The following is a 25,669-nucleotide window of genomic DNA, read 5'->3' on the forward strand; positions in this document are numbered from 1 at the left end:
CTTTCAAAGGATTAAATAACTTATGAAAATATCAAGCTCAAATATTTCCTTTTTTGTCTTATTTTTAGTAAATTTGATTCGTATGAGTTATAGAAAGGGGTATTGTGATGAGCGATTTAGTCTTGAAAAATTTTGAGATGACAAGAAGTTTATTTTTAAAAAAACTGGAGGGAATATCTCAAGAATCTTCTTTGATCTATCCTGAAGGATTTAACAATCATATTCTTTGGAATATTGGGCATGTGCTAACATCGACCGAACAATTTATGTTTGGATTTCCACATAAAACAGCTAATCTTCCCGCTCATTATGTTGAATTATTTGGAATGGGTACAAAACCAGCAGATTGGCAAGACGATGTTCCAACCTTACAAGTTTTAATCGAACAGTTAAAAGATCAAGTTACTAGACTGAAAGAGATTCCAACTGAAAAATTGAACGAACATCTTACTAAACCATTTTTAGGAATTGAAACGTACGGTGAATTGGCTAACTTTGCTTTATTCCATGAAGCCCATCATTTAGGACAAATTCATCTTATGAAAAGATTAGTTGAAAAGAACTAATAGCAATTAATAGAAAAAGCTCAGCAAAAATGCTGAGCTTTTTCCTTTTAAATACTAGTTTTTCATTCTAATTATTCGCTTTATTTCATATTTATAACATATAAAGCTGGAATCGGGTGGTAATATGGAAACTTCTGTTTTTCGTTTGAAAAATCTATTCATGATTCCTGTCGTGTTCGCCCTCATTTTCCTTATTCCATCATTTATTTCCTACTCTAATAAGAATTTTCTTCAAATGAGTGTGAACATGGAAGTGGCGAAAACGGACCTTCTCTTAAAGTTTATGAGTAATGAAAATGCACATTTACAGTTAGCCTTTAAAAATAAACAAAGTAATTTTCTAGCTCATTCTATAAAGATTTGGGAGGATTTCACAAATATACGAATCGACGATTTAAGGAGTTTTTATCAGCTAGAAATCCCGGGCTTTTCATTTAATATCAACCATAAGGAAAAGCTGCACACATTTGAATCACCCCCACCGATGGAGGAATTAATGACTGAAAGAAGGATAACTGAAACAGCATTAAATGCGGAGCAGGAAGTGAATGCGATTTCATCTCCAAATAATAAAAAAATCTTTATTTATCATACTCATAATTGGGAATCTTATAATCCTTCCAGTGGACAAGATTCAACACAAAAGGAAAATGAAAAAATTAATATTACAACAGTAGGAGATTTATTAAGTAAAGCATTAGAAAAGAGAAAGATTAATTCAATTGTAGATAAAACCAATATTGAACAAGAGCTACAGAAAAAAGGGTGGAATACGTATAAATCTTATCAATTAAGTAGGGATATTGTAAAAACAGTTATGGCAAAAAACAACGATGTTGAATACTTCATCGACATACATCGTGATTCTACCCCTAAAAAACAATCGACCATAATGATTAATCAAAAGTCCTACGCAAAATTAATGTTTGTGATTGGAGAAGATAATAAGCAATATGAAAAAAATGTTCGGTTTGCCGATACATTGCATCAATTTTTGGAAAATAGTTATCCAGGGGTAAGCTTAGGAGTAAATCCAAAAAAAGGGCCATTAGTCGATGGAGTCTATAATCAAGATTTGTCCCCGAACCTATTAGTGATCGAGGTAGGTGGAGTGGAAAATAATTTGGAGGAAATAAAAAATACAGTAAATATTTTAGCAGAGGCAATTAGTCAGCAATACTGGAAAGCAATAGAGGTAAATGGTACAAATTAAAAACATTATTCTGAATTAATATGATATTATGAATTTCGTTATTTCAAAAAAAATGTTACTATTCTTATATCTCCTAAATCTTTGTAAATAGGTTGTGTTATAGATGATATGGTTTTATTTCGTTTTATCATATTTAATCGGTACAATCATGTTTGGGTATATAATAATCAAATTTCTTTACAGAAAAGATATCCGTTTGCAAGGGAGCGGAAATGTTGGAGCAAGAAACGCGGGGCGAATATTTGGAAAGAAAGCATTTGTTATTATCTTTCTTGGAGATGCCCTAAAAGGTTCAATGGTTGTACTTGTAGCACAGTATCTTCAATTCTCTGATTCCATTCAATTACTTGGACTTGGAATCGCTATACTAGGGCATTTATGGCCAATTACATTGAATTTTAAAGGAGGAAAGGGGATTTCAGCCTTTATTGGAGGAATCATTGCATTTGAGCCGTTAAGTGTTCCAGTCATTCTCTTATCATTTTTAGTACTCTACCCATTTGTTAGAAGTTTCACCGTAGCTGGTCTAGGAGCATTTGTTTTTATCCCAATTTTATTACTGTTTAGAGATTATGATGGGCTTAGCTGTTTTATTTTAATAGGCATTCTACTTGTCATTATCCTTGTTCATTCTGAAAATTTATTTGAAAGGCTGAGTTATTTTGGAAGAAAAAAATGATTACTTATTTAAAATTGCAGCATACCCACATGAGTTTGAGCAAATACATGCACTAAATTATCAAACTTTTTCAGAGGAGATCCCTCAGCATCAAAAAAATGAACGAGAAATATTAATAGACCCCTTTCATAATGAAAATACATATATTATCTGCTTAAAGAATGAAGAATTGGTCGGGATGATTGCCATTCGTGATCAACGTCCCTTCTCACTTGATCGAAAAATTGGTCCAGTGGAGCAGGCTCTTCCAATAAAAGTAAATAGACTTTGCGAAATAAGATTGTTAGCTGTAAAAAAAGAATACCGAAATGGTAGGGTATTTGTAGGGTTGGCACAATATTTAGCGAAGTACGGCTTGAAAAAGGGCTATGATGCATGTGTGATATCAGGAACCGTTCGACAAGCAAAACTATATAAACAAATGGGATTTTTGCCTTTTGCGCCATTAACAGGGACTGATGAAGCACAATTCCAACCATTGTATTTAACGAAACAAACCTTTGAAGCTTCATTGGCGGGAAGAATATTACGACCAACCATTCCATTTCTTCCTGGACCAGTAAGAATAACAGATGCTGTGATTGAAGGATTGAGTAACAGGCCTATTTCACATCGATCAGAAGTTTTTTTTGATAAAATAGAAAAGGCAAAGAAAATACTCAAGGATTTAGTAAGAACTAAACATGTTCAAATATTATTAGGTTCTGGAACATTGGCCAATGACGTAATTGCAGGGCAATTATCATTAGAAAAAGGCAAAGGGATTATTCTAGTCAACGGCGAATTTGGAAGTCGATTAGTTGAACAGGCGAATCGTTTTGGGCTTAACTTTGATATAGTGGAAAAAGATTGGGGACAAGTTTATACAAAAGAGGATATCCTTTCTCATTTATCAAAGGAAACGACTTGGATGTGGGGTGTCCATAGTGAAACATCGACAGGTATGTTAAACAATCTCAATATGTTAAAAGATATTTCAAAAGAGCATAACTTAAAACTCTGTCTTGATTGTATTAGTTCGATTGGAGCAGTCGAATTGGATTTAGAAGGAGTATATTTAGCTTCTGGGGTAAGCGGGAAGGCATTGAAGGCGATAACAGGTTTATCCTTTGTTTTCCATCATCATGATGTGAAGCCATCTATGAGGCTTCCTAAATATATAGATTTAGGATATTACTTGGAAAAAGATAGCATACCATTCTCACACTCTTCTAACCTATTAGAAGCTCTTCTACTTTCATTAGAAGAACTATCAATACAAACATTTGATAAAGTGAAAGAAACATACCATTTTATTAGGAATGAATTATTCGAGAAGGGTTTTAAAATGACTACCCCAGAACAAATAGCTTCTCCAATCATCATCACAATCGAAATCCCAAAAGAAATATCCTCTACCGCAATTGGTGAGAGTGTCCTATTTCAAGGGTTTCAACTACACTATGAGAGCTCCTATTTAAAGGAGAGAAACTGGATCCAAATCGCATGTGTTGGTGATTACTCAGTAACAGAGATTACTAGTATGATTCAATTATTTTCTGATGTTTATCTTTATGAAATACGAAATAGCAATTTGTTATAGTTCTTTCATTAGCATTTTGCAAAATTTTCATTTTGAGTAAAGATTAACTTGCTTATCTTCCTATTTACTGATAGTATTAAGGAGAATTATTTTTGTTCGAGATGTAGGATAAGTGTTAAGCGCTTTGTCTTGATTGCTCCAGAGCAAGGATAGTATTACAATGTGTCACTGAACACGTAGGAGGCAACAAACATGGAAAAAGGTAAAGTAAAATGGTTTAATGCAGAAAAAGGTTTCGGATTCATCGAGCGTGAAGCAGGAGACGACGTATTCGTTCACTTCTCAGCAATTCAAGGCGAAGGCTTCAAATCTTTAGACGAAGGTCAAGAAGTTTCTTTTGACGTAGAACAAGGTCAACGTGGACCACAAGCTTCTAACGTTCGCAAATTATAATTTTTGGCTTATATAAAACAGACTCTTTTCTAAGAGTCTGTTTTTTTGTAAATATAAGAAATTATAACATTTTGGACTTCGAAAATAGCCCAGCGCAAGCGTCCTAGCCCCGACGTACATGATGTACTAGTGTCGACAATGCGACAGGCCGCCCGAGTCCTTGTCGACCTCGAGGTCAAATGTTCTCCAGCCAAAAAGTCAAAGAACGACTTGCCGGCTGGAGAAGCATTTGCTTGGCAAACCAAAGAACGGTTTGCATAAGTGCGACTAGGTCTCTGGCTTCGCTCCTCTCGCCAATCGATCAGTCTTCTTTATCGGTGCTGATCAAGGAGCCCCGCGCTTTTCTTAATTTCTTTTGCTTCATTTCTAAAAAATCGATACAATTGAAATAAAGAAAAGTCAAAGGTGGTTATACAATGAGACCTATGCAAATATCTGCAGAAACAGCTCAAAAGCTTTCTGAACAATTAAAGCTTCCGATTGAACAAATTATGCATATGCCAAAGCATATATTAATTGCCAAGTTAGCGGAATTAGAAGCAAAAAACGATGAGAATTAATCTTTAACTGATTTCATTGAAATAAAATACTATTTTTTCAAAGTAAGGTTTAAGGAAAGATTCCTTTCTGTTCAAAGGTTGTAACTATTTGGAACGACGAAAAGACTAGAGCCAAAATGCTTTAGTCTATTTTTATAATTTATTAATATCCCCCTGTTAACAAATCCCAATACTAAAAGATAAAGAAACGATATGTTATAATTAATTGTCGAAATATCGAATAGATAATGAGAAATGTTGGAGGAAATTATGGCAGCATATACGCCGATGATACAGCAATATTTACAAGTAAAGGCAGAATACGAGGATGCCTTTTTATTTTTTCGCTTAGGCGATTTTTACGAAATGTTTTTTGATGATGCTATTAAAGCTTCCCTAGAACTAGAGATCACATTAACGAGTCGTGAAGGTGGGGGAGAAGACCGCATTCCGATGTGCGGAGTTCCTTACCACTCAGCACCTAACTATATTGAGCAATTAATAGAAAGAGGATATAAAGTAGCTATTTGTGAACAAACTGAAGATCCAAAACAGGCTAAAGGTGTAGTGAAACGTGAAGTTGTTCAACTAATTACTCCAGGTACAGTTATGGAGGGTCGAGGACTTCATGACAAAGAAAATAATTTTATAGCCACAATTACTTTTTTTAATGATGACACCTACGGTTTCGCTTACACCGATTTAACGACTGGTGAAGGAAAAGCGACATTACTGAATGGAAATTTCGAGGATGTGTTAAACGAAATATCTATTTTAGGAGCGAAGGAAGTAGTCATAGATTCTGAGTTTGCGATTGAACATAAGAAGAAATTAAGCGATCGAAATGTCAGGGCTTTATCTATTGAAACTGAAACTAGTATCGACCCATCCTTTTCACATATCGTTGAGGAAATTAAAGAGGACAAGCTCAGTAAAACAGTGGCACGTTTACTGCATTATTTATATCGTACTCAAAAAAGAAGTCTTGATCATCTACAACCTATTAAGTTTTATGAAACTCAATCCTTTATGAAAATAGATTATTTTTCAAAAAGAAATTTAGAAATAACAGAGACGATTCGAAATAAAGGAAAAAAGGGATCGTTGTTATGGCTTTTAGATGAAACAATGACAGCTATGGGGGGGCGTCTGCTAAAACAATGGATGGAGCGCCCGCTCATTGATCAGAAGCAAATTACACATAGACATTCAATTGTTGAATTGTTCATGCAACATTATTTTGAACGACAAGAGCTTCGTGAAAAACTTAAAGAAGTGTATGATTTAGAGCGTTTAGCAGGTAGGGTCGCCTTTGGAAATGTGAATGCAAGAGATTTAATACAATTGAAAAAATCGTTAACTCAAATCCCATTTTTAAAACAAATATTACACTCAATAGGTTTTGAGATTGCAACTAATATAGCGGAGAAACTTAACCCGTGTGAAGAAGTAACCGACTTATTAGAGCGGGCACTTGTCGAAAATCCACCTCTTTCGGTGAAAGAAGGAAATATGATTCGTGATGGTTTTAATGAGGAACTCGATCGATACCGTGATGCAAGTCGGAATGGAAAAACGTGGATTGCCGGGCTAGAACGACAAGAACGTGAGAAAACAGGAATCAAATCTTTGAAAATTGGGTATAACCGTGTGTTTGGCTATTATATTGAGGTGACAAGAGCAAACCTTCACCTTTTAGTGGAAGGACAATATGAGCGGAAGCAAACATTAACGAATGCAGAGCGCTTTATTACTCCTGAACTAAAGGAAAAAGAGGAGTTAATTTTACAAGCTGAAGAAAAAAGCGGTGAATTAGAGTACGAACTATTTGCTCAAATTCGGGAACATGTTAAGTCCTATATTCCACAGCTTCAATCACTGGCAAAGTCTGTTAGTGAGCTTGATGTATTGCAATGCTTTGCTCAAATAAGTGAAGATAGACATTATGTAAAACCGACTTTCTCCTTTGATCGCAAAATTTACATCAAAGATGGCCGCCATCCCGTTGTGGAAAAAGTGCTTGCTGCACAGGAATATGTGCCGAATGATTGCTATATGGATAATGAACGCGAAATTTTGTTAATAACTGGCCCGAATATGTCAGGGAAAAGCACGTATATGCGTCAAATTGCGTTAACTTCGATTTTAGCACAAGTAGGTTGTTTTGTACCTGCAACGGAAGCGACGTTGCCAATCTTTGATCAAGTGTTCACGAGAATTGGAGCCGCTGATGATTTGATTTCTGGTCAAAGTACGTTCATGGTTGAAATGTTAGAAGCGAAAAATGCAATTATGAATGCGACTCCAAAAAGCTTGATTTTATTTGATGAAATTGGTCGTGGAACATCGACATATGATGGGATGGCATTGGCTCAAGCGATAATTGAGTATATTCATGAGCAGATTGGTTCAAAAACATTATTTTCAACCCATTACCATGAATTAACCGTTTTAGAGAATGATTTATCAAAATTGAAAAATATTCATGTTAGTGCGATGGAGCATCAAGGGAAGCTCGTTTTCCTTCATAAAATTAAAGAAGGAGCGGCCGATAAAAGCTATGGAATTCATGTGGCAGAGCTTGCAGAACTTCCAAAAGAACTAATCAAACGAGCGAATGAACTATTAAATCAATTTGAACAGAAACAAATGATGGTTGATGCTTCGAAATTGACCAAAAATGAAATAACTTCTTCTTTTGATCAATTAAATGAGGTACAAAAGACAAATATCAATTCAAGTCTGGAAAAAGTATTACAACCTAGTCAATTGTCCTTTTTTGATGAACCGAAAGAAAAGGTTAAACCCGTTTTAGGTAAGGAACAAAAAGTATTAGAACAAATTAAAAAGCTTGATATATTAGATTTGACTCCTCTCCAAGCGATGAACACCTTATATGAGCTTCAAAAAAAATTGAAAAGTTAATAAGAAAAGTGCGGGTGCCTTGAACAGCCCCGATAAAGAAGACTGGTCGATTGGCGAAGTAACGAAGCCAGAGACCTAGTCGCACTTATGCAAACCGTTCTTTGGTTTGCCAAGCAAATGCTTCGACACCCAAAAAGTCGTTCTTGACTTTTTGGGCGTCGAACATTTGATCTCGAGGTCGACAAGGGCGCGACGTCCTGTCGCATTGTCGACACTAGTACATCCTGTACGTCGGGGCTAGGACGCTTGCGCTGGACAATTTTCGAAGTCCAAAAAAGTAATACTTCTTTATCTTTAATCAAGGGAGGTGGCAATATTGGGGAAGATTTTTCAATTGGATGATGCATTAGCGAATAAAATCGCAGCAGGTGAAGTTGTAGAACGACCTGCTTCTGTTGTAAAAGAATTGGTCGAAAATGCGATTGATGCAGGAAGCTCTGTTATTGAAATTGAAATCGAGGATGCTGGTCTCTCAAAAATACGAATTACAGATAATGGTGATGGAATTGAGGAAGCTGATGTATTAATTGCCTTCCAAAGACATGCCACCAGTAAAATAAAAAATGAAAATGACTTATTTCGCATCCGAACATTAGGTTTTAGAGGTGAGGCATTACCAAGTATTGCCTCTGTTTCAAGACTTGAAATGAAAACCTCTACGGGAGACTCAGCGGGAACTAGAGTAATCTTTGAAGGTGGAAAACTAGAGGTTCATGAAAAAGCTTCGAGTCGTAAAGGTACAGATATTACGGTTTCAGACTTATTTTATAATACGCCAGCACGGTTAAAATATATGAAAACGATTCATACGGAACTTGGTAACATTACTGATGTGGTTAATCGGATTGCTTTGTCACATCCTGAAATTTCCTTTCGTCTCATTCATAATGAACGAAAACTTCTGCAAACAAATGGAAATGATGATGTTCGTCAAGTTTTGGCAGCCATATATGGAATGAGTATCGTAAAAATGCTTATACCAATTAAATTGGAGTCTTTAGATTTCAAAGTATCAGGTTATGTTTCTTTACCAGAGGTGACGAGAGCATCAAGAAATTACATTTCGACGATGATCAATGGGCGTTTTATTAAAAATTATCCGTTGGCAAGAGCGATTCAGGATGGCTATCATACTTTGCTCCCAATCGGTCGATACCCAATCGTTTTGTTGAATATCGAAATGGACCCAATTCTAGTTGATGTAAATGTACATCCGTCTAAAATGGAGGTTCGACTAAGTAAGGAGCAGGAATTGAACGAGCTTATAACGAGTGCGATTCGATCAAGTTTTAAGACGAAAACTTTGATTCCTTCTGGTGTAATTCATACGAAACAAGAGCGATCAAAATCAGAACAGACATCATTAGTGTTGGAAGAAAGGGCAGATGTCCAAGACAAACGGAGTGAAAGGGACTATCCCAAGCAGAATTTTATTAAAGAGCAGTTGGATCCAGTACATTACGATGAAATTGTACCGAGTGTGCCGAAGGCTTTTTATAATGAAGATCCGCAAGTTGAACGAGTTCATGAAATAATGGATGATGGAATTTTAGAAAAACCAGTTGTTACCCGAGTCCCGATCCTGTATCCGATTGGTCAAATGCATGGAACGTATATTCTTGCTCAAAATGATCAAGGGTTGTATATTATTGATCAGCATGCAGCCCAAGAGCGAATAAAGTATGAATATTTTCGAGAGAAGGTAGGACAAGTTGAGAAGGAATTACAAGAATTACTCGTTCCTTTGACATTTGTGTATCCAACCGATGAGTATCTTAAAATCGTGGAAAATCGAGTGGAGCTTGAGAAGGTTGGGGTTTTTTTAGAGGATTTTGGTCATAACAGTTTTATTGTCCGTGCTCATCCTTTTTGGTTTCTAAAGGGCGAAGAGAAGGAAATTATAGAAGAAATGATTGAACAGCTTCTGGAAATGAAAAAAGTAGATGTGAAAAAGCTGAGAGAAGAAGCGGCGATTATGATGAGCTGCAAAGCGTCAATAAAGGCAAATCGCCACTTAAGACAAGACGAGATTCAAACGCTTTTAAATGATTTAAGGGCAAGCTCAGATCCATTTACTTGTCCACATGGTAGACCAATTATCATTCAATATTCGACCTACGAATTAGAGAAGATGTTTAAGCGGGTGATGTAGTTTTATACAAGGTAAAACCTATATTTGGGTTTACCTTGTTTTTTTATATAGAAAAAACACTTTACCCATAAGGAAATATTATACTGAATAATAAAAAAAACATTATTTTCCTTATAACTAAGTGGGTGATAAGATTTATATATTATTAAATTGAGGTGAGATCTAAATATGTTTTCAGTAAAAGCGATTGGAACAGTATACAATGAACGGAAAAAAGTTGAAGACGATTACTGGGGGGAAATCATTTCTGTAATTGAATTGGATGGTGAGTTAGAGGATAGTTGTTTAGACGAACTTGATACATTCTCCCACATAGAAGTAATGTTTGTGTTTCATCTCGTCCCAGATAATAAAATACAATATGGTTCCCGGCACCCAAGGAATAATCAAAATTGGCCAAAGGTTGGAATATTTGCCCAAAGGGGGAAAAATAGACCTAATAGAATTGGAACAACAATTGTAAAAATATTGAAAGTAGAGGGGAGAAAGATATATGTGACTGGATTAGATGCTATAGACAGAACTCCTATTATCGATATAAAACCTGTGATGAAAGAATTCTTACCGAAAGAAGAGGTCAAGCAACCAAATTGGTCAACAGAATTAATGGGGAATTATTGGAAGTAATTAAGTAGTTAGATGCAGCAGCAAAAGGATGCTCTGGTATAATCCAAAGCATCCTTTGTTTTTTGAGTTTATCGACCGTGGTGTCCGCCATGATGCCCACCATGGTGTCCGCCATGATGCCCACCATGGTGTCCGCCATGATGCCCACCGTGGTGTCCGCCATGATGCCCTCCATGGTGTCCTCCATGATATCCACCATGGTAACCACCGTGATGTCCACCACCATAATAACCACCGTGGAATCCTACGTTGTAACCATAGGGATGGTTATAATATCCATAGCTTGGATGATATGGATATTGTTGCCACGGTTGCACCACACCAATGATTAAAGGATTGTAAGTCATCTGATCACCTATTTCTATAATATTGTCTCTATACTGTATGATGAAAAGGTGGACAGGTGCATGTCAAATACATTGGATGAAATAAAAAAAGCTGCAGGGGTTTTTTCCTGCAACATTTTAATGAACTATTAATTCTGTTTCCTGCTTAATTACTAGATTAATAAAATCGCTGATATGTCCTATAAACGGTCTTACTTCTTCTAAAAAATAAAAGGTTGAAGTAATCGTTAAATTATTAATATCTTCATTTGGAGAATACAAATAAACTCTTTTATTTTGAGCTAATGCCATGCCTAATTCTACATGTGTTCCTTTACCGCCAGGCAGAAGGGCAATAAGAAAATCAGCATTTAGGACACCCGTTCTTTCAGCTTCTCCTACTTTTTTCAATTCTTCATAGCTTTCAGCCCTGTTATTAACGGTCCAATCATACGTATGTGTGAAACCACATGCCTTTAATTGTGCCGCAACATATTTAACATTTTCTTTATTTTGCAAACCAGAAGCGATATAAAATTTCATACCATTCACCTTTTTCTAAACAATCATTTTCATTTATGATAATCTGATTTGCGAAAAGGTACAAGTAAAAGAAATGATGAGAGCTAGCTATTTAGCAATGGAATGTAATTTTTGTATATATTTTAAAGCCTTCCCAGTTCCTAGTGCAACTGATTCAAGTGGATTCGGAGCTAAATGAACAGGGACATCAATTTCTTTGTTTACCCATTCTTCCATCCCTTTTAGTAGCGCTCCACCGCCAGTTAAAATGACGCCACGATCAACAATGTCTCCACTCAATTCAGCTGGACATTCCTCTAAAGTGGCACGAATGGCCTCTAAAATATGAGACAGAGATTCTTTTAATGCCTGTTGAATTTCTACAGAACCTAGACGAATGGTTTTAGGAAGACCTGTGACAAGGTCTCTTCCCCTAATTTCCATATGGATTTCATCATGTTCGATAAGTGCATAACCGATTTCGGTTTTGATTAACTCAGCTGTTCTTTCCCCAATCAAGACATTATAGGCTTTTCGAACATATTGTATAATATCATCATGAAGCCGATCCCCAGCAATGCGTATGGAATGACAGGCAACAACTCCACCAAAAGAAATAATCGCTACTTCTGTTGTTCCGCCGCCAATATCGACAACAACATTTGCTATAGGCTCATCAACGGGCAGTCCAGCTCCGATCGCAGCTGCAACAGGCTCTTCAATTAAATGGACTTTTTTAGCGCCTGCATGGCGAACAGCATCCTGTATGGCACGCCGATCAACACTAGTAGATCCAGAAGGTGTACAGATAACAACATTAGGTTTGCGAATAGCAAATCCTAAATTTTTTGAGGCTTTTCTCATAATATGTTGAAGTAATTCAGTTGTAACGTCAAAATCGGCGATTACTCCATTTTTTAAAGGTCGAATGGCAATAATTTTGCCAGGTGTCTTTCCAATCATAGCTTTTGCTTCGATTCCGACAGCGAGCACTTTTTTTGTTTCTGTGTCAATTGCAACTACGGAAGGTTCATTTAATGCAATTCCTTTGTTTTTACTATAAACAAGAATATTTGCGGTTCCTAAGTCAATGCCAAGATCTAAAGTTGATAACATATAAGTCACATCCAATTCATTTTACTATCTAATTATGAACTCTATAGACTTCTGAAAGGTTAACATAACTATGGGGGTTACTTGTCCTTTGTTATAAAACCGTTATTTAATTGTAATTTTTCAAGGAGTAAATGGTGGAAATGGATATTATTTGTAGGGAATAAAAGCATTGTTTTATGGATATAATCTTTAGATGTTCTACTGCTTACAAAATATATGTTAGGATAGAAGCAAAGTTAAGTTAAAAGGCAGTGTGAAATAGGTGGATAAAAGAGAAAAATTGTTGGTTTTAATCGGGCCAACAGCGGTGGGAAAAACAAAATTAAGTATTGAACTTGCTAAAAAATATAATGGGGAAATTATAAGCGGTGATTCCATGCAAATATACAAAGGGATGGATATTGGTACTGCTAAAATTAAACCAGATGAAATGGAAGGAATTCCACATCATTTATTAGACATTAAAAGCCCAAATGAAAGTTTTTCTGTCGCTGAATTTCAACAGATCGTTCGTAAGGAGATTTCGGATATACAAGGGCGAGGTAAACTGCCCATGCTAGTAGGGGGAACTGGCTTATATATTCAATCTGTGATTTATGATTATCAATTTTCTGATACTTTCTCTGATGATTCTTTTCGTTTATCATTGGAGGAGAGTGCCAAGCAATTTGGAAATGAATATGTTCATGATAAGCTAAGAAAGATTGATCCCGAAAGTGCAAATCGAATTCATGCAAATAATATTAGAAGAGTGATTCGGGCGTTAGAAGTTTTTCACTGTACTGGAAAAACGATAACTGAATATCAACTTGAACAAGAGCAGGAATTGTTATACGACGTAGCTTTAATTGGATTAAGTATGGATCGGGAACAATTGTATGAACGGATTAATTTTAGAGTCGATCAAATGATGGGAACTGGATTGTTAGAAGAAGTAAAATCGCTATACGAGGATGGTATACGAGAAGTACAATCTATTCAAGCAATTGGGTATAAAGAAATTTATGATTACTTAGATGGAAAAGTGTCATTGGAAGAGGCTATCCAAAATTTAAAGCAAAATTCAAGAAGATATGCTAAAAGACAATTAACATGGTTTCGAAATAAAATGGATGTAACCTGGTTTGATATGGGTGAACAGATAAGTTTTTCAAAAAAAATGATTGAAATTTCGTCTTTTGTGGAAGGAAAGCTCCAAATAAAAGCGAATACATAATATTAGAGATAATAGAGGAGGAAATCCAATGAACAAATCCATTAATATTCAAGATCAATATTTAAATCAACTTCGTAAAGAAAGTACAAACGTGACTGTGTTTTTATTAAACGGTTTTCAAATTAGAGGACAAATTAAAGGTTTTGACAACTTTACCGTTTTATTCGAATCAGAAGGTAAGCAACAGTTAGTATATAAACATGCTATTTCTACGTTTGCACCACAAAAAAATGTTCAATTAGACTTAGATAATAGTGATAAATAAGGAATTAGTCGTATGAGTCCACATAAAGTGGACTCTATTTTTTTTCGAAAAATCTTTAATGAAATAGGACTCCTGTGAATAAATATAATAGAGCGGGTTTATCCATTGGAATAGGCATTTGTCACAAAAAACACCATCAATGCGTATACTGTCTTTTGAATGAGAGGTGAAAGCTTTGGATCAACCGATGCGCATGAAAAATAACGGACAAATTAGCATTGTCATAAATTCACAAAAAAGAACATCAATGGCTAAAGAACTAGCAGAAACCCCAGTTGTTCCAAAGACCATTCCACCTGAGCATACGGCATTAAAAGAAATTGAAGAAGAGCTGTTGCAGCTAGTTGGAATGGAAGAAATGAAAAGAACAATTAAGGAAATTTATGCTTGGATATATGTCAATAAAAAACGGGATGAAATGGGCTTAAAATCCGGAAAACAAGCATTGCATATGATGTTTAAAGGAAATCCAGGCACGGGTAAGACTACGGTTGCAAGATTAATTGGGAAGTTGTTCCAAAAAATGAATGTTCTCACAAAGGGGCATTTAATTGAAGCTGAACGAGCAGATTTAGTGGGGGAATATATCGGTCATACTGCGCAAAAAACAAGAGATTTAATTAAGAAAGCAATGGGCGGAATTCTGTTCATTGATGAGGCATACTCTTTAGGTCGTGGTGGAGAGAAAGATTTTGGGAAAGAAGCTATTGATACGCTTGTAAAGCATATGGAAGATAAGCAACATGATTTTATTCTCATTTTGGCTGGCTATTCACGTGAAATGGAGTATTTCCTAAGTTTAAATCCTGGGCTACATTCACGCTTCCCATTAGTCATTGACTTTCCAGATTACAACATTGAACAATTGATGGAAATTGGTGATCGAATGTTGAAGGAGCGAGAATACTCTCTTAGTCACGAAGCAGAAAAAAAACTAAAAGATCATCTTTATTGGTTAAAAACAAGTTTGACTTCAAACAGCTTTTCAAATGGACGATATATTCGAAATGTCATTGAAAAGTCGATTCGAGCTCAAGCGATGAGATTATTAATGAATAGTCATTTTGATCGCCACGATTTATTATCAATACGTAGCAATGATTTAGTTTTTGAAGAAGATCAAAATTGAAAATAGCAACTACGACCTATTAAATATGGGTCGTTTTTTGATTGGAAAAAGAATATGTAAGGAAAAATATTATTGAATAGAGAAATAATGTATGGATTAGATATTGATCTTAAAAAACTGGAGGATAAAAAAATTATGAAAATCATATTAATACGACATGGACAATCAGAGGCTGATTTATTAGATGTACATGAGGGAAGAGCTGATTTTCGACTTACGGCACTAGGGGTTGAACAAGCAAAAAAGCTAGCTACTTGGATGAAAGGGAAGTATGAACCGGAAATCATTTGGACGAGTCCATTATTGAGAGCAAAAGAGACTGCTAGTATAATAGGTGAAGCTTTAAAGGTTCGTATTAAGGAAGATGAAGGGGTTAAAGAATGGAATAATGGTGTTTTAGCTGGGTTAAAAAGGTCTGAAGCCAAAATGATATACCCTGAACCAGTGTCTAGACGGAAACCTCATGAACGTATTCAAAATGGGGGGTCTGAGCTCGAGTTTTGATTACGAGCTGAAATGATTTTATCAATAAATAGTAACTGAGTCAGAAGGAATCGAATGCATGGCGATCGTGTCACATGGAGGATGATCTCACAAATATTAAGATCATTTTTACTATTAAAGGTTCATACTGAATGTGTATTTTCTACAGGTGATACTGGTTTGCATTTATTACATATGAATGGAAAGAATAGAAGGGTATTATTTTAAATAGTTCAAAGCATATTGGGGAATAAAGCATAAAATAAAAAGGGAGGAAGCTCCTCCCTTAATTTGTCCAGCGCAAGCGTCCTAGCCCCGACATACACGGAGTACTTGTGTCAAAGAGCGAAGCGTTTTTCTTAATTAGCGTGTGAAATCATGCCTCTCTTTTTAAATCTTGCAATGAGAAGGACGCCTCCGATAACGACAGCTGATAATCCCCATTTTAACACAGGATTATGTTCGAAGAAGTTCGCCCACATTTTTTCTTCCATAATCATTTTTGATGCAGTAAAAGCAAGAATGGCGGCACCGAATGTGATGATAACTGGATAACGTTCAACAAGTTTTAAAATGATTGTACTTCCCCACACCATAATTGGAACTGAAATAATTAATCCGATGACAACTAATCCAAAATGACCGTGTGCGGCACCAGCAACTCCAATCACATTATCAAGACCCATTAAGGCATCTGCAATAACAATCGTTTTTATTGCTGACCAAAAATTATCTCCTGCTTTAATTTCATGTCCTTTATCATCAATAAGTAATTTATAAGCAATCCAAACAAGTAACACACCACCAATTAGGAGTAGTCCGGGAATCTTTAAGAGCCAAACTACAGTTAAGGTAGCGATCATTCTGATGACGATAGCCCCAACTGTTCCCCATACAATAGCCTTCTTTTGCTGCGTTTTTGGCAATCTTCTTGCAGCTAATCCAATGACGATGGCATTATCACCTGCTAACACTAGATCAATAATAATAATAGATAACAAAGCGGACCAAAATTCAGGTGAAAGTATTTCCATTTTTTACACTCCTCCAATAGTTAAATTTTAGGTAAGTTGATTATTTTGTTCTGCCTGTATACACAAAAAGACCTTTACCATACGGTAAAGGTCTTAAAGAAAGAGACCTTACCCTATGGTAAAGGTCTCGCTAACAACAATTTCGTTGCCAACAAAGCCGGGGATATTCCCGTAATGACGACTTTGCTGTGACAGCTACTCCCCTTTAAAAGGTTGAGAATAATAATCTACTATTATTGTAAAAACAAATTGTTACGAAGTCAAGATTTTTTTGGGCTTGAACAAAGAATCCGATCTGATGATAGGTATTTTTCTAACTAACTAATCGGGACAAAGCTCTTCTATTTTCATGATAAAAGCATATAAATGAACTATGTCCAAGTCTGTTCGGAGATGAATAATGTATGAACTTTAAACAAAAAGCACTTGCTATTATTGTAGGTAGTATATTTTTATCTATAGGAATTAATTTCTTTCTTATCCCTTTTGAATTATTAGATGGGGGAATTATTGGAATTGGACTCATCATTAATTATTTATTGGGACTTAAAGCAGGACTTGTAATCATTTTTTTAAGTATTCCTATATTTATTTTAGCATGGATCTATAATCGTACTTATTTTTTTAATAGTCTTCATGGAATGTTGTTTTCATCCTTTGTCATTGATTTGCTATTTCCATTTCATGAAAACTTTACTTCTACCTTTTCGATATCGCCGATTATAAGTTCAATTTTTGGTGGAATATTTGTTGGGTTGGGGATCGGAATAATGCTGCGATTTGAAACGAGTACGGGTGGAACAGACTTAATTGCGCAATTTCTATCTGAAAAGCTGTACATAAATGTTGGATTGATGATATTTATTATTGATGCTCTCGTTATTATTGCTGGAGGTTTACTCTTATCAAGAGATACTTTTATACTTTCTGCATTAACGATAACATTCGTAGGCGTTGCAACAAGTTTGTGTACGATAAATAAAAAAGGGGAAGTGGTATAATTGAATCAAAAAAAGACCTTTACCAAATCGGTAAAGGTCTTGCTAACAACAATAATGTTGCCAACAAAGCCGAGGATATGGATCCTGAGAATGACGACTTTGCTGTAAAAGCTACTCCCCTTTAAGGGATTAAATATGAAATTATCTTTCGAATCAATTATATATCATATATTACGCAAGATGGGATTAAGATGTGACAAAATTACATCGGACTGAGACCCTTATTTGGCAATCTCCATTGATACGTATAGGACAATACTCTTAAAACGGTTATAACAAAAAATAGCCCGTAAAGTTCAATCGGTGAGGAAGTAATTTTTAAGCCAATAGCAAAACCGCAAATGATTGCCCAAACAGCATATATTTCTGCCTTTAACACAGTTGGTTTTCTACCTGCTAATAAATCACGAATGATGCCCCCGCCACTCCCTGTAAGAACCGCGGCTACAACAATGGCACTCATAGGATGATTCATGTTTGATGCGTATAGTGCTCCTTGAATAGCGAAGGCCGCTAAACCAATCGCATCAAACAGGTTGCCCCAGCGTTGCCAATGCTTTAACATATTCTTTGGAAACAAAAAAACCGTAGTTATGGATAATAAGGCAATTTGAAAGAAAAGCCCCTGATCCCATAGAGCGGATATTGGAACGCCAATTAATAAGTTCCTGATAGCCCCGCCACCAAATGCAGTAACAATACCTAATATATAAACTCCTAAAATATCATATTCCTCTTCCATGGCAACAATCGCTCCACTAACAGCAAATGCAATCGTTCCTATCATACTTAAAACTTCCCAAGTCATATTCTGTACTCCTCTTGTTGTCAACTAAACTACATTTATAAAAACAAACATATTGATTTTATCACGATAAATATAAAAATCAATAGATACTTCATTATTTACTCTGACACTGGAACGCTTTAAAGCTTCGGGGGACAGACCCCCAATGCTTTAAAGCGGGAAAGGGAGGACTATTTTGTTTGTTGGCTGTTTTTGGTATGATGGATGGTAAATATATCATGGAAAGTGGGTTGGTTAGTTGGAACAAAAAGTAGATTTCGAAAAAGCAATTCTGGTCGGATGCCAAACGACTGAGGATGATACAAGGTTTCAATATTCTTTAGATGAACTCGCTTCGTTAACAGAGACGGCAAAAGGTAAGGTCCTTGCGTCTGTTAGTCAAAAGAGAGATCGAATTCATCCAGCCACTTATATTGGTAAGGGTAAAGTAGAAGAACTAAAAGCATTGGCAGAAGAAGTGGAAGCAGATTTAATTATTTTCAATGATGAACTATCGCCTAGTCAAAATCGTAATCTTTCAGCCAGGTTGGATGCCCGCATTATCGACAGGACACAACTGATTCTTGATATTTTTGCTGGGAGAGCTCGTTCAAAAGAAGGGAAACTCCAAGTCGAGCTAGCCCAACTTCAATATTTGATGCCAAGACTGATGGGCCAAGGTATCGCATTATCAAGGCTTGGAGGAGGAATTGGAACACGTGGTCCTGGTGAAACAAAACTGGAATCTGATCGCCGCCATATTAGACGCCGAATCGATGAAATTAAAGAACAGCTCCGAGTTATTGTCCAACACCGTGATCGTTATCGGGAGAGAAGGAAGAAAAATAAAGCTTTTCAAATTGCTTTAGTCGGCTATACAAATGCAGGAAAGTCAACGTTATTCAATCGTTTATCTGAAGCGGATTCCTTTGAGGAAAATCAATTATTTGCTACACTGGACCCTATGACTCGAAAATTGATTCTACCGAGCGGATATATTTCGTTATTAACGGATACGGTTGGATTTATTCAAGACCTTCCTACTACTCTAGTGGCAGCCTTTCGCTCGACTTTAGAAGAAGTCAAGGAAGCTGATTTATTACTTCATGTTGTTGATTCGTCAAATCAAGATTACTATGGCCAAGAACAAACTGTACATAAACTACTAGAAGAACTGAAAATACAACAAATTCCTCAGTTAACAGTATATAATAAGAGAGATCTTCAGCATTCGGATTTTGTTGCATCAGCAGAAACAGAGTCCATTTTAATCAGCGCCTTCAATCAAGAAGATATAGCTAAATTAAAGCGAAAGATTGAAGAGGTAGTGATTGGAATGATGGAGCCATACTTTGTGAATGTACCTTCGACTGAAGGTAAATTACTTGCTCATTTAAAGAATGAATCCATTCTTAGGGAACTATCTTATGATGAGGACCTAGATACATATAAATGTAAAGGATTTGCCTTAGTGGATCATCAAATTAGTGGACAATTATTAAAATATAAAGTTTAGATTGGAGTTACAGCATGTTTCAACATTTAAAAAATGGAGGGCTACTTCAGCCTCTTGTAACAGACATTGAAAAACAAATTCAATCCATTCATCATGAAATTGATAAAAGAATTGACGCTAATCAATTTCGAGTATTAAAAAGTTTTCAAAATCATAAAGTAAGCGATTCACATTTCATCCCTACAACCGGTTATGGCTATGATGACAATGGACGAGATACGTTAGAAAAAATATATGCAGAGGTTTTTGGTGGAGAAGCTGGTTTAGTTAGACCACAAATCATTTCTGGGACACATGCAATCAGTATTGCTTTATTTGGGGTGTTAAGACCTGGAGATGAGCTATTGTATATTACAGGTAAGCCCTATGATACGCTTGAAGAAATAGTAGGTATTCGTGGAACGGGTGTCGGCTCATTGAAGGAATACAATATTTCGTATCAAAGTGTTGAGCTCACTGATAAAGGCGGAGTAGATTTTAATGAAGTGGCAAAAAAAATAAAGCCGAACACGAAAATGATCGGTATTCAGCGATCGAAAGGGTATGCAACAAGGCCTTCTTTTACCATCGAGGAAATAAAAGAAATGATAGCTTTTGTCAAAGAAATCAAGCCTGAAATGATCGTGTTTGTTGATAATTGCTACGGGGAATTTGTTGAGGATTTAGAGCCTTGTCATGTAGGTGCAGATTTAATAGCAGGATCTCTTATAAAAAACCCAGGGGGTGGAATCGCTAAAACAGGAGGCTACATTGTCGGAAAGAAAGAATGGGTCGAAGCATGTTCCTATCGGATGACATCACCTGGTATCGGAGCGGAAGCAGGCGCATCTCTATATAGTCTTCAAGAAATGTACCAAGGCTTCTTCCTTGCCCCTCACGTTGTAGGTCAGGCATTGAAAGGAGCTGTATTCACTGCAGCGATTCTTGAAAAATTAGGTATGAACTCACATCCAAAATGGAATGCAAAGCGAACAGATCTGATTCAATCCGTACAATTTGATGATCGAGATAAAATGGTCGCATTTTGCCAAGCAATTCAATTTGCTTCTCCAATAAATTCTCATGTCACTCCTTATCCGAGCTATATGCCTGGATATGAGGATGATGTGATCATGGCAGCTGGGACATTTATACAAGGTGCCAGCATTGAATTGACTGCTGATGGTCCGACAAGACCTCCTTATGTAGCGTATGTCCAAGGAGGATTAACCTATTCTCACGTTAAAATGGCTATTTGTATTGCGTTAGATCGATTAATTGAAAATGGGTTAATAACCATACATGAAAAAAGACAACTATAATAGTTGTCTTTTTTCATTTTTTTGAGATTTGAAATGTCTTAAAAAATTTCCATGTTAGAAAACCTAACATCATATTGACACTTTTTATAACATGACATATACTAATAATATAAAAATCTAAAGGAGATTAGTCATGAGCGAAAAGGAAATCCGTCGTTCGATGCCATTGTTTCCAATCGGGACTGTAATGCAATTAACCGATTTAACGGCAAGACAAATCCGATATTATGAAGAACATAAGTTAATATCTCCTGCAAGAACAGATGGGAATAGACGACTTTTTTGTTTAAATGATATTGATAAACTCCTTGAAATAAAAGATCTAATTGATCAAGGTGTAAATATGGCGGGGATTAAAAAACTATTTGCCGTTCAGGAGCACCATGAATTATCACAAGAAGTGAAGAAAGAAGTAGAAAAAGTAAAAAGAGAACTTTCTAATGAGGAATTGCGGAAAATCTTACGTAAAGAACTCATGCAAGCAGGACGTTTTAACCAGTCATCACCTCGAAAGGGTGAGATGGGTCGATTTTTTCATTAATTTTAGGAGGAATCTACATGGCGAAGTTTACAAGAGAAGACATTAAGCGATTAGCAGGGGAAAGTAATGTTAAATTTGTACGTTTACAATTTACTGATATTCTAGGAACAATCAAAAACGTAGAAATACCAATTAGTCAATTAGATAAAGCGTTAGACAACAAAATGATGTTCGACGGATCTTCAATTGAAGGTTTCGTACGCATTGAAGAGTCAGACATGTATTTATTCCCTGATCTCGACACTTGGGTAGTTTTCCCGTGGACTGCAGAAAAAGGAAAAGTAGCACGTTTAATCTGTGATATTCACAATGCAGATGGGACTCCTTTTGGTGGAGACCCAAGAAACAATTTAAAACGCATTTTAAAGGAAATGAATGATCTAGGCTTTACGGATTTCAACCTAGGACCTGAGCCAGAGTTCTTTCTATTTAAATTAGATGAAAAGGGTGAACCAACCCTAGAATTGAATGATAATGGAGGCTATTTTGATTTAGCGCCAACAGACCTTGGCGAAAATTGCCGTCGTGACATCGTATTAGAACTAGAAGAAATGGGTTTTGAAGTCGAAGCTTCTCACCATGAAGTAGCACCTGGTCAGCATGAAATCGATTTTAAATATGCTGATGCATTAAAAGCTTGTGACGACATCCAAACATTTAAATTAGTTGTTAAAACAATTGCACGAAAACACGGATTACATGCAACCTTTATGCCAAAACCGTTATATGGAGTAGCAGGTTCTGGAATGCACTGCAACCTTTCTCTTTTTAATAATGGAGAAAATGCTTTCTATGACCCTAGCGCAGATTTACAAATGAGTGAAACAGCAAAACAATTTATCGCAGGTATTTTAACTCATGCGCAAAACTTTACAGCAGTTACAAATCCGACAGTTAACTCATATAAGCGTTTAGTACCAGGTTATGAGGCACCATGTTATGTAGCGTGGTCTGCACAAAACCGTTCTCCATTAATTCGTATTCCAGCATCACGCGGAATGAGTACGCGGGTTGAGGTTCGAAGTGTAGATCCAGCAGCGAATCCATATCTTGCTATGGCGGTTCTTTTAAAAGCAGGATTAGATGGAATTAAAAACAAATTAACACCTCCAGCACCTGTGGATAGAAATATTTATGTAATGACTCCTGAAGAACGTGCAGAATCAGGTATTACTGATTTGCCTGCAACATTAGCAGAAGCTTTAACAAAAATGAAAGCAGACGAGGTAATTACTTCCGCACTAGGTCAACATATTCTTGAACACTTTGTTGAAGCGAAAGAAATTGAGTGGGATATTTTTAGAACGACCGTTCACCAATGGGAACGCGATCAATATATGAATATGTATTAAAAAATAAAGACCGGATTCTGATATGTTAATTTCAGAATCTGGTCTTTATCAATTGATAAAACATCACAGATTTAACTTACTCTCTTATTCTTTATTATTTGCATTTGTTGTAAATAAGAGATAGATAAATATGAATAATGATAGCAGACTTAAGGCGCCGTTTAAGATAACCTCAAATATAGTTCCATTCACCATATTGCTGAAGGTGCCGCTAGAAAAAAGGAAAAATAAAATTAGCCAGAAAAACTTTTTGTATTGATTGTAATAAAGTCGTATCATCTTAATCACCTTAATTATGATTAAATTCTACTAGTGAACATTTCTGAATACGCCAACTACTTTACCTAATATGGAGACGTTTTGAAGTAGGATAGGTTCTAAAGACGAATTTTCAGGTTGTAGGCGGAAATAGTCTTTTTCTTTAAAAAACCTCTTGACTGTAGCTTCATCTTCATCGGTCATAGCAACAACGATATCTCCATTGTTGGCAGTTGGTTGCTGTCTAACAACTACATAGTCCCCATCTAATATTCCTGCTTCTATCATGCTATCTCCCATAATTTCCAACATAAAAACATTTTCGTCAGCTGGTGCAAAACTTGCTGGAAGTGGAAAATATTCCTCGACATTTTCAATCGCGGTAATAGGAAGTCCTGCTGTTACTTTTCCAATCACAGGGACTGTGATGACATTTTGCATAGGTATAGTAGAGGTTTCTAAATCCAGTATTTCGATTGCTCTCGGTTTAGTCGGGTCTCTTCTTATTAAACCCTTTGATTCAAGTCGTGCTAAATGTCCATGTACAGTCGAACTAGAAGCAAGACCTACTGCTTCTCCAATCTCTCGTACAGACGGAGGATAACCTTTTGCGCGAACTTCATCTTTAATAAAGGCCAGTATATCTTGTTGGCGCTTGGATAACTTTGTCATAATAACGCACCTCATGTCAATTTGTTAGTTCGATTATAGCATGTATTACCAATTAATACAAACATAAGTTCGTTAATGTGTTGACAACAAACAAATGTTCGTAATATAATCGATTTGAGGAAAATAAGAACATATATTCTATAAGAGGTGTTAGTTTATGAAGCAAATTTGGACAAAACATACATACACGATTTTATTAATTAGTATAAGCTGTTTTACTGCTTTATTTTTAAGCTTTAAATCTGATTTAAAGGAAGAGCAGAATATGATCATTACGATTAACCATGGTGATACACTTTGGGACATTGCAGGTCGTTATTCAACTGTAAGTGGATTGTCAAATAAGCAATTTGTCAACTGGATGCTTACTCATAATGAGTTGGATGAAAGAAAGCTAACCCCAGGTGAACAAGTTGTTTTACCAATTAAGAATTTTCCAAGTGGATCAACTAATGAAATAGCCAGTGCAATAGGTGAATAAAAAATGAAAGCGATTATTTATTGTAGAGTTAGTACGAATAAAGTAACCCAAGAAACTTCACTTAAAAGACAAGAGGAAGAATTAATTAAATTAGCAGAAATTCAAGGCTATGAAATTGTTTCTATTATTAGAGACCAAGCAAGCGGATATGAACTTGAAAGGGAAGGAATAATAGAAGTATTACGATTAATAAAAGAAGATTCAATCGGTGCACTTCTGATACAAGATGAAACTCGTCTTGGGCGTGGAAATACAAAGATCGCTTTATTACATTGTATTAGAAAAGAAAATGTAAAATTACTTTCGGTTTCTCATCAAGGGGAATTGCAACTATCAGAAGCAGATTCCATGGTATTACAAATTGTTGGAATTGTAGAAGAATATCAGCGGAAAATTCATAATTTGAAAATTAAAAGAGGAATGAAACGAGCTGTTCAAAACGGCTTTGAACCTAAGAGGAATTTGAAAAACCAGGGATTGCATGCTGGTCGTGAAAAAATTGAAGTGCCAATAGAAGAAATTGTACGATTACGGAAAAATAATTTAACTTTCACTGAAATAGCGGCAACTTTAAGAGGATTTGGCCATAACGTTTCTAAAGCCACTGTTCATAGAAGATATCAGGATTATATAGACTCGATAGAAGGATAGATCGTTTGCCTTGTCAAAAAGCTTTTTTTTTAGTAATATCATGTAGTAATTTTAATGATGGTTACTGTTATGATATTTAGAAAGAAAGATGGGTTGAGTATGCTTCCGAATGAACGGATTGATCGCATCAATGAATTGGCAAGAAAAGCGAAAACAACTGGGTTAACAGAACTTGAAGCGAAGGAGCAGTCAAGGCTTCGCAGGGAATATCTTGAACAATTTCGTTCTTCCATGCTAAAAACTTTAACAGGTGTAAAGATCATTGATCCTAAAGGTGATGATGTAACACCAGATAAAATTAAAAAGTTAAAATCGAATACTCCTTTGCACTAGTAGTACACG

Annotated in this window: 27 protein-coding genes; 21 read left to right on the top strand and 6 right to left on the bottom strand. The window is 35.9% G+C overall.

The genetic code is table 11. The annotated features are described in order from the left end of the window. The first annotated feature begins 107 nt into the window (after positions 1–107). The 9 genes from ACFSO7_RS06405 (at position 108) to ACFSO7_RS06445 (ending at position 10,676) form a co-directional block, all read left to right on the top strand. Positions 108–566, top strand: a complete 459-nt coding sequence (locus tag ACFSO7_RS06405) for a DinB family protein (protein WP_377876354.1) — start codon at positions 108–110, stop codon at positions 564–566. 124 nt (positions 567–690) lie between these two features. Beyond that, complete coding sequence (spoIIP, locus tag ACFSO7_RS06410) at positions 691–1,779, top strand: stage II sporulation protein P (protein ID WP_377876356.1); 1,089 nt, start codon at positions 691–693, stop codon at positions 1,777–1,779. Between the two features lie 103 nt (positions 1,780–1,882). Continuing rightward, a complete protein-coding gene (locus tag ACFSO7_RS06415) occupies positions 1,883–2,458 on the top strand; it encodes a glycerol-3-phosphate acyltransferase (protein WP_377876358.1) in 576 nt (191 codons plus the stop codon). Then, a complete protein-coding gene (locus ACFSO7_RS06420; RefSeq protein ID WP_377876360.1) occupies positions 2,442–4,040 on the top strand; it encodes an aminotransferase class V-fold PLP-dependent enzyme in 1,599 nt (532 codons plus the stop codon). Before ACFSO7_RS06415 ends, ACFSO7_RS06420 begins: the two co-directional genes overlap by 17 nt. A 192-nt stretch (positions 4,041–4,232) precedes the next feature. Further along, positions 4,233–4,433: a cold-shock protein gene (locus ACFSO7_RS06425; protein ID WP_377876362.1), complete on the top strand. Its 201-nt coding sequence runs from the start codon at positions 4,233–4,235 to the stop codon at positions 4,431–4,433. A gap of 416 nt (positions 4,434–4,849) precedes the next feature. After that, entirely contained in the window at positions 4,850–4,993 is a 144-nt protein-coding gene (locus ACFSO7_RS06430; protein WP_377876364.1) for a YycC family protein, read from the top strand. A gap of 249 nt (positions 4,994–5,242) precedes the next feature. Further along, a complete protein-coding gene (gene mutS / locus ACFSO7_RS06435) occupies positions 5,243–7,897 on the top strand; it encodes a DNA mismatch repair protein MutS (RefSeq protein WP_377876366.1) in 2,655 nt (884 codons plus the stop codon). Positions 7,898–8,213: 316 nt separating this feature from the next. Beyond that, the gene (mutL, locus tag ACFSO7_RS06440; RefSeq protein WP_377876368.1) at positions 8,214–10,049 is read left to right on the top strand and encodes a DNA mismatch repair endonuclease MutL; all 1,836 of its coding nucleotides are present in this window, start codon (positions 8,214–8,216) and stop codon (positions 10,047–10,049) included. A 168-nt stretch (positions 10,050–10,217) separates the two neighbouring features. Next, a complete protein-coding gene (locus ACFSO7_RS06445; RefSeq protein ID WP_377876370.1) occupies positions 10,218–10,676 on the top strand; it encodes an SAM-dependent methyltransferase in 459 nt (152 codons plus the stop codon). A 68-nt stretch (positions 10,677–10,744) separates the two neighbouring features. Here ACFSO7_RS06445 and ACFSO7_RS06450 read toward each other — a convergent pair whose 3' ends face one another. The 3 genes from ACFSO7_RS06450 to mreBH all read right to left on the bottom strand — a co-directional run bounded on the left by ACFSO7_RS06450 (position 10,745) and on the right by mreBH (position 12,640). Beyond that, complete coding sequence (locus ACFSO7_RS06450) at positions 10,745–11,023, bottom strand: hypothetical protein (RefSeq protein ID WP_377876371.1); 279 nt, start codon at positions 11,021–11,023, stop codon at positions 10,745–10,747. Between the two features lie 117 nt (positions 11,024–11,140). Beyond that, complete coding sequence (locus tag ACFSO7_RS06455; RefSeq protein ID WP_377876372.1) at positions 11,141–11,545, bottom strand: nucleoside 2-deoxyribosyltransferase; 405 nt, start codon at positions 11,543–11,545, stop codon at positions 11,141–11,143. An 87-nt stretch (positions 11,546–11,632) separates the two neighbouring features. After that, the gene (mreBH, locus tag ACFSO7_RS06460) at positions 11,633–12,640 is read right to left on the bottom strand and encodes a rod-share determining protein MreBH (protein WP_377876374.1); all 1,008 of its coding nucleotides are present in this window, start codon (positions 12,638–12,640) and stop codon (positions 11,633–11,635) included. Between the two features lie 262 nt (positions 12,641–12,902). Here mreBH and miaA point away from each other — a divergent pair, with 262 nt between their 5' ends. The 4 genes from miaA to ACFSO7_RS06480 all read left to right on the top strand — a co-directional run bounded on the left by miaA (position 12,903) and on the right by ACFSO7_RS06480 (position 15,754). Continuing rightward, positions 12,903–13,856, top strand: coding sequence for a tRNA (adenosine(37)-N6)-dimethylallyltransferase MiaA (gene miaA / locus ACFSO7_RS06465; RefSeq protein WP_377876376.1), 954 nt, complete (start codon positions 12,903–12,905; stop codon positions 13,854–13,856). A gap of 28 nt (positions 13,857–13,884) precedes the next feature. Further along, positions 13,885–14,121 carry an RNA chaperone Hfq gene (gene hfq / locus ACFSO7_RS06470; protein ID WP_377876378.1) on the top strand — a complete coding sequence of 79 codons (237 nt, stop codon included), beginning with the start codon at positions 13,885–13,887 and terminating at the stop codon, positions 14,119–14,121. A gap of 175 nt (positions 14,122–14,296) precedes the next feature. Beyond that, positions 14,297–15,250 (top strand): stage V sporulation protein K, encoded by a 954-nt coding sequence (gene spoVK / locus ACFSO7_RS06475; RefSeq protein WP_377876380.1) that lies wholly within the window; start codon positions 14,297–14,299, stop codon positions 15,248–15,250. Between the two features lie 72 nt (positions 15,251–15,322). Further along, entirely contained in the window at positions 15,323–15,754 is a 432-nt protein-coding gene (locus ACFSO7_RS06480) for a histidine phosphatase family protein (RefSeq protein WP_377876381.1), read from the top strand. 338 nt (positions 15,755–16,092) lie between these two features. Here the strand turns inward: ACFSO7_RS06480 and ACFSO7_RS06485 are convergent, their stop codons facing one another. Then, positions 16,093–16,767, bottom strand: coding sequence for a TerC family protein (locus ACFSO7_RS06485; RefSeq protein WP_377876383.1), 675 nt, complete (start codon positions 16,765–16,767; stop codon positions 16,093–16,095). Positions 16,768–17,171: 404 nt separating this feature from the next. On the opposite strand from ACFSO7_RS06485, the gene ACFSO7_RS06490 reads away from it, so the two are divergent. After that, complete coding sequence (locus tag ACFSO7_RS06490; RefSeq protein WP_377876385.1) at positions 17,172–17,768, top strand: YitT family protein; 597 nt, start codon at positions 17,172–17,174, stop codon at positions 17,766–17,768. Between the two features lie 202 nt (positions 17,769–17,970). Here ACFSO7_RS06490 and ACFSO7_RS06495 read toward each other — a convergent pair whose 3' ends face one another. Further along, positions 17,971–18,576: a trimeric intracellular cation channel family protein gene (locus ACFSO7_RS06495; protein ID WP_377876387.1), complete on the bottom strand. Its 606-nt coding sequence runs from the start codon at positions 18,574–18,576 to the stop codon at positions 17,971–17,973. Positions 18,577–18,814: 238 nt separating this feature from the next. Between ACFSO7_RS06495 and hflX the strand changes: the two genes are divergently transcribed. The 4 genes from hflX (at position 18,815) to glnA (ending at position 23,265) form a co-directional block, all read left to right on the top strand. Then, on the top strand, positions 18,815–20,071 hold the full coding sequence (gene hflX, locus ACFSO7_RS06500; protein WP_377876389.1) for a GTPase HflX: 1,257 nt from the start codon (positions 18,815–18,817) through the stop codon (positions 20,069–20,071). 14 nt (positions 20,072–20,085) lie between these two features. After that, positions 20,086–21,372: a methionine gamma-lyase family protein gene (locus ACFSO7_RS06505; RefSeq protein ID WP_377876391.1), complete on the top strand. Its 1,287-nt coding sequence runs from the start codon at positions 20,086–20,088 to the stop codon at positions 21,370–21,372. A 133-nt stretch (positions 21,373–21,505) separates the two neighbouring features. Further along, positions 21,506–21,913, top strand: a complete 408-nt coding sequence (locus ACFSO7_RS06510) for a MerR family transcriptional regulator (protein ID WP_377876393.1) — start codon at positions 21,506–21,508, stop codon at positions 21,911–21,913. Positions 21,914–21,930: 17 nt separating this feature from the next. Further along, on the top strand, positions 21,931–23,265 hold the full coding sequence (glnA, locus tag ACFSO7_RS06515; RefSeq protein ID WP_377876395.1) for a type I glutamate--ammonia ligase: 1,335 nt from the start codon (positions 21,931–21,933) through the stop codon (positions 23,263–23,265). A 309-nt stretch (positions 23,266–23,574) separates the two neighbouring features. Here glnA and lexA read toward each other — a convergent pair whose 3' ends face one another. Then, a complete protein-coding gene (lexA, locus tag ACFSO7_RS06520) occupies positions 23,575–24,195 on the bottom strand; it encodes a transcriptional repressor LexA (RefSeq protein WP_377876397.1) in 621 nt (206 codons plus the stop codon). Positions 24,196–24,352: 157 nt separating this feature from the next. Here lexA and yneA point away from each other — a divergent pair, with 157 nt between their 5' ends. The 3 genes from yneA to ACFSO7_RS06535 all read left to right on the top strand — a co-directional run bounded on the left by yneA (position 24,353) and on the right by ACFSO7_RS06535 (position 25,660). Then, positions 24,353–24,676, top strand: coding sequence for a cell division suppressor protein YneA (yneA, locus tag ACFSO7_RS06525; protein WP_377876399.1), 324 nt, complete (start codon positions 24,353–24,355; stop codon positions 24,674–24,676). 3 nt (positions 24,677–24,679) lie between these two features. After that, positions 24,680–25,327 (top strand): YneB family resolvase-like protein, encoded by a 648-nt coding sequence (locus ACFSO7_RS06530; protein WP_377876401.1) that lies wholly within the window; start codon positions 24,680–24,682, stop codon positions 25,325–25,327. Positions 25,328–25,426: 99 nt separating this feature from the next. Next, positions 25,427–25,660, top strand: coding sequence for a DUF896 domain-containing protein (locus ACFSO7_RS06535; protein WP_377876466.1), 234 nt, complete (start codon positions 25,427–25,429; stop codon positions 25,658–25,660). The last annotated feature ends 9 nt before the right edge of the window (positions 25,661–25,669 follow it).

The organism is Bacillus sp. CGMCC 1.16607, assembly GCF_042683745.1.
In the GTDB taxonomy this organism is placed as follows: Bacteria; Bacillota; Bacilli; order Bacillales; family Cytobacillaceae; genus Pseudoneobacillus.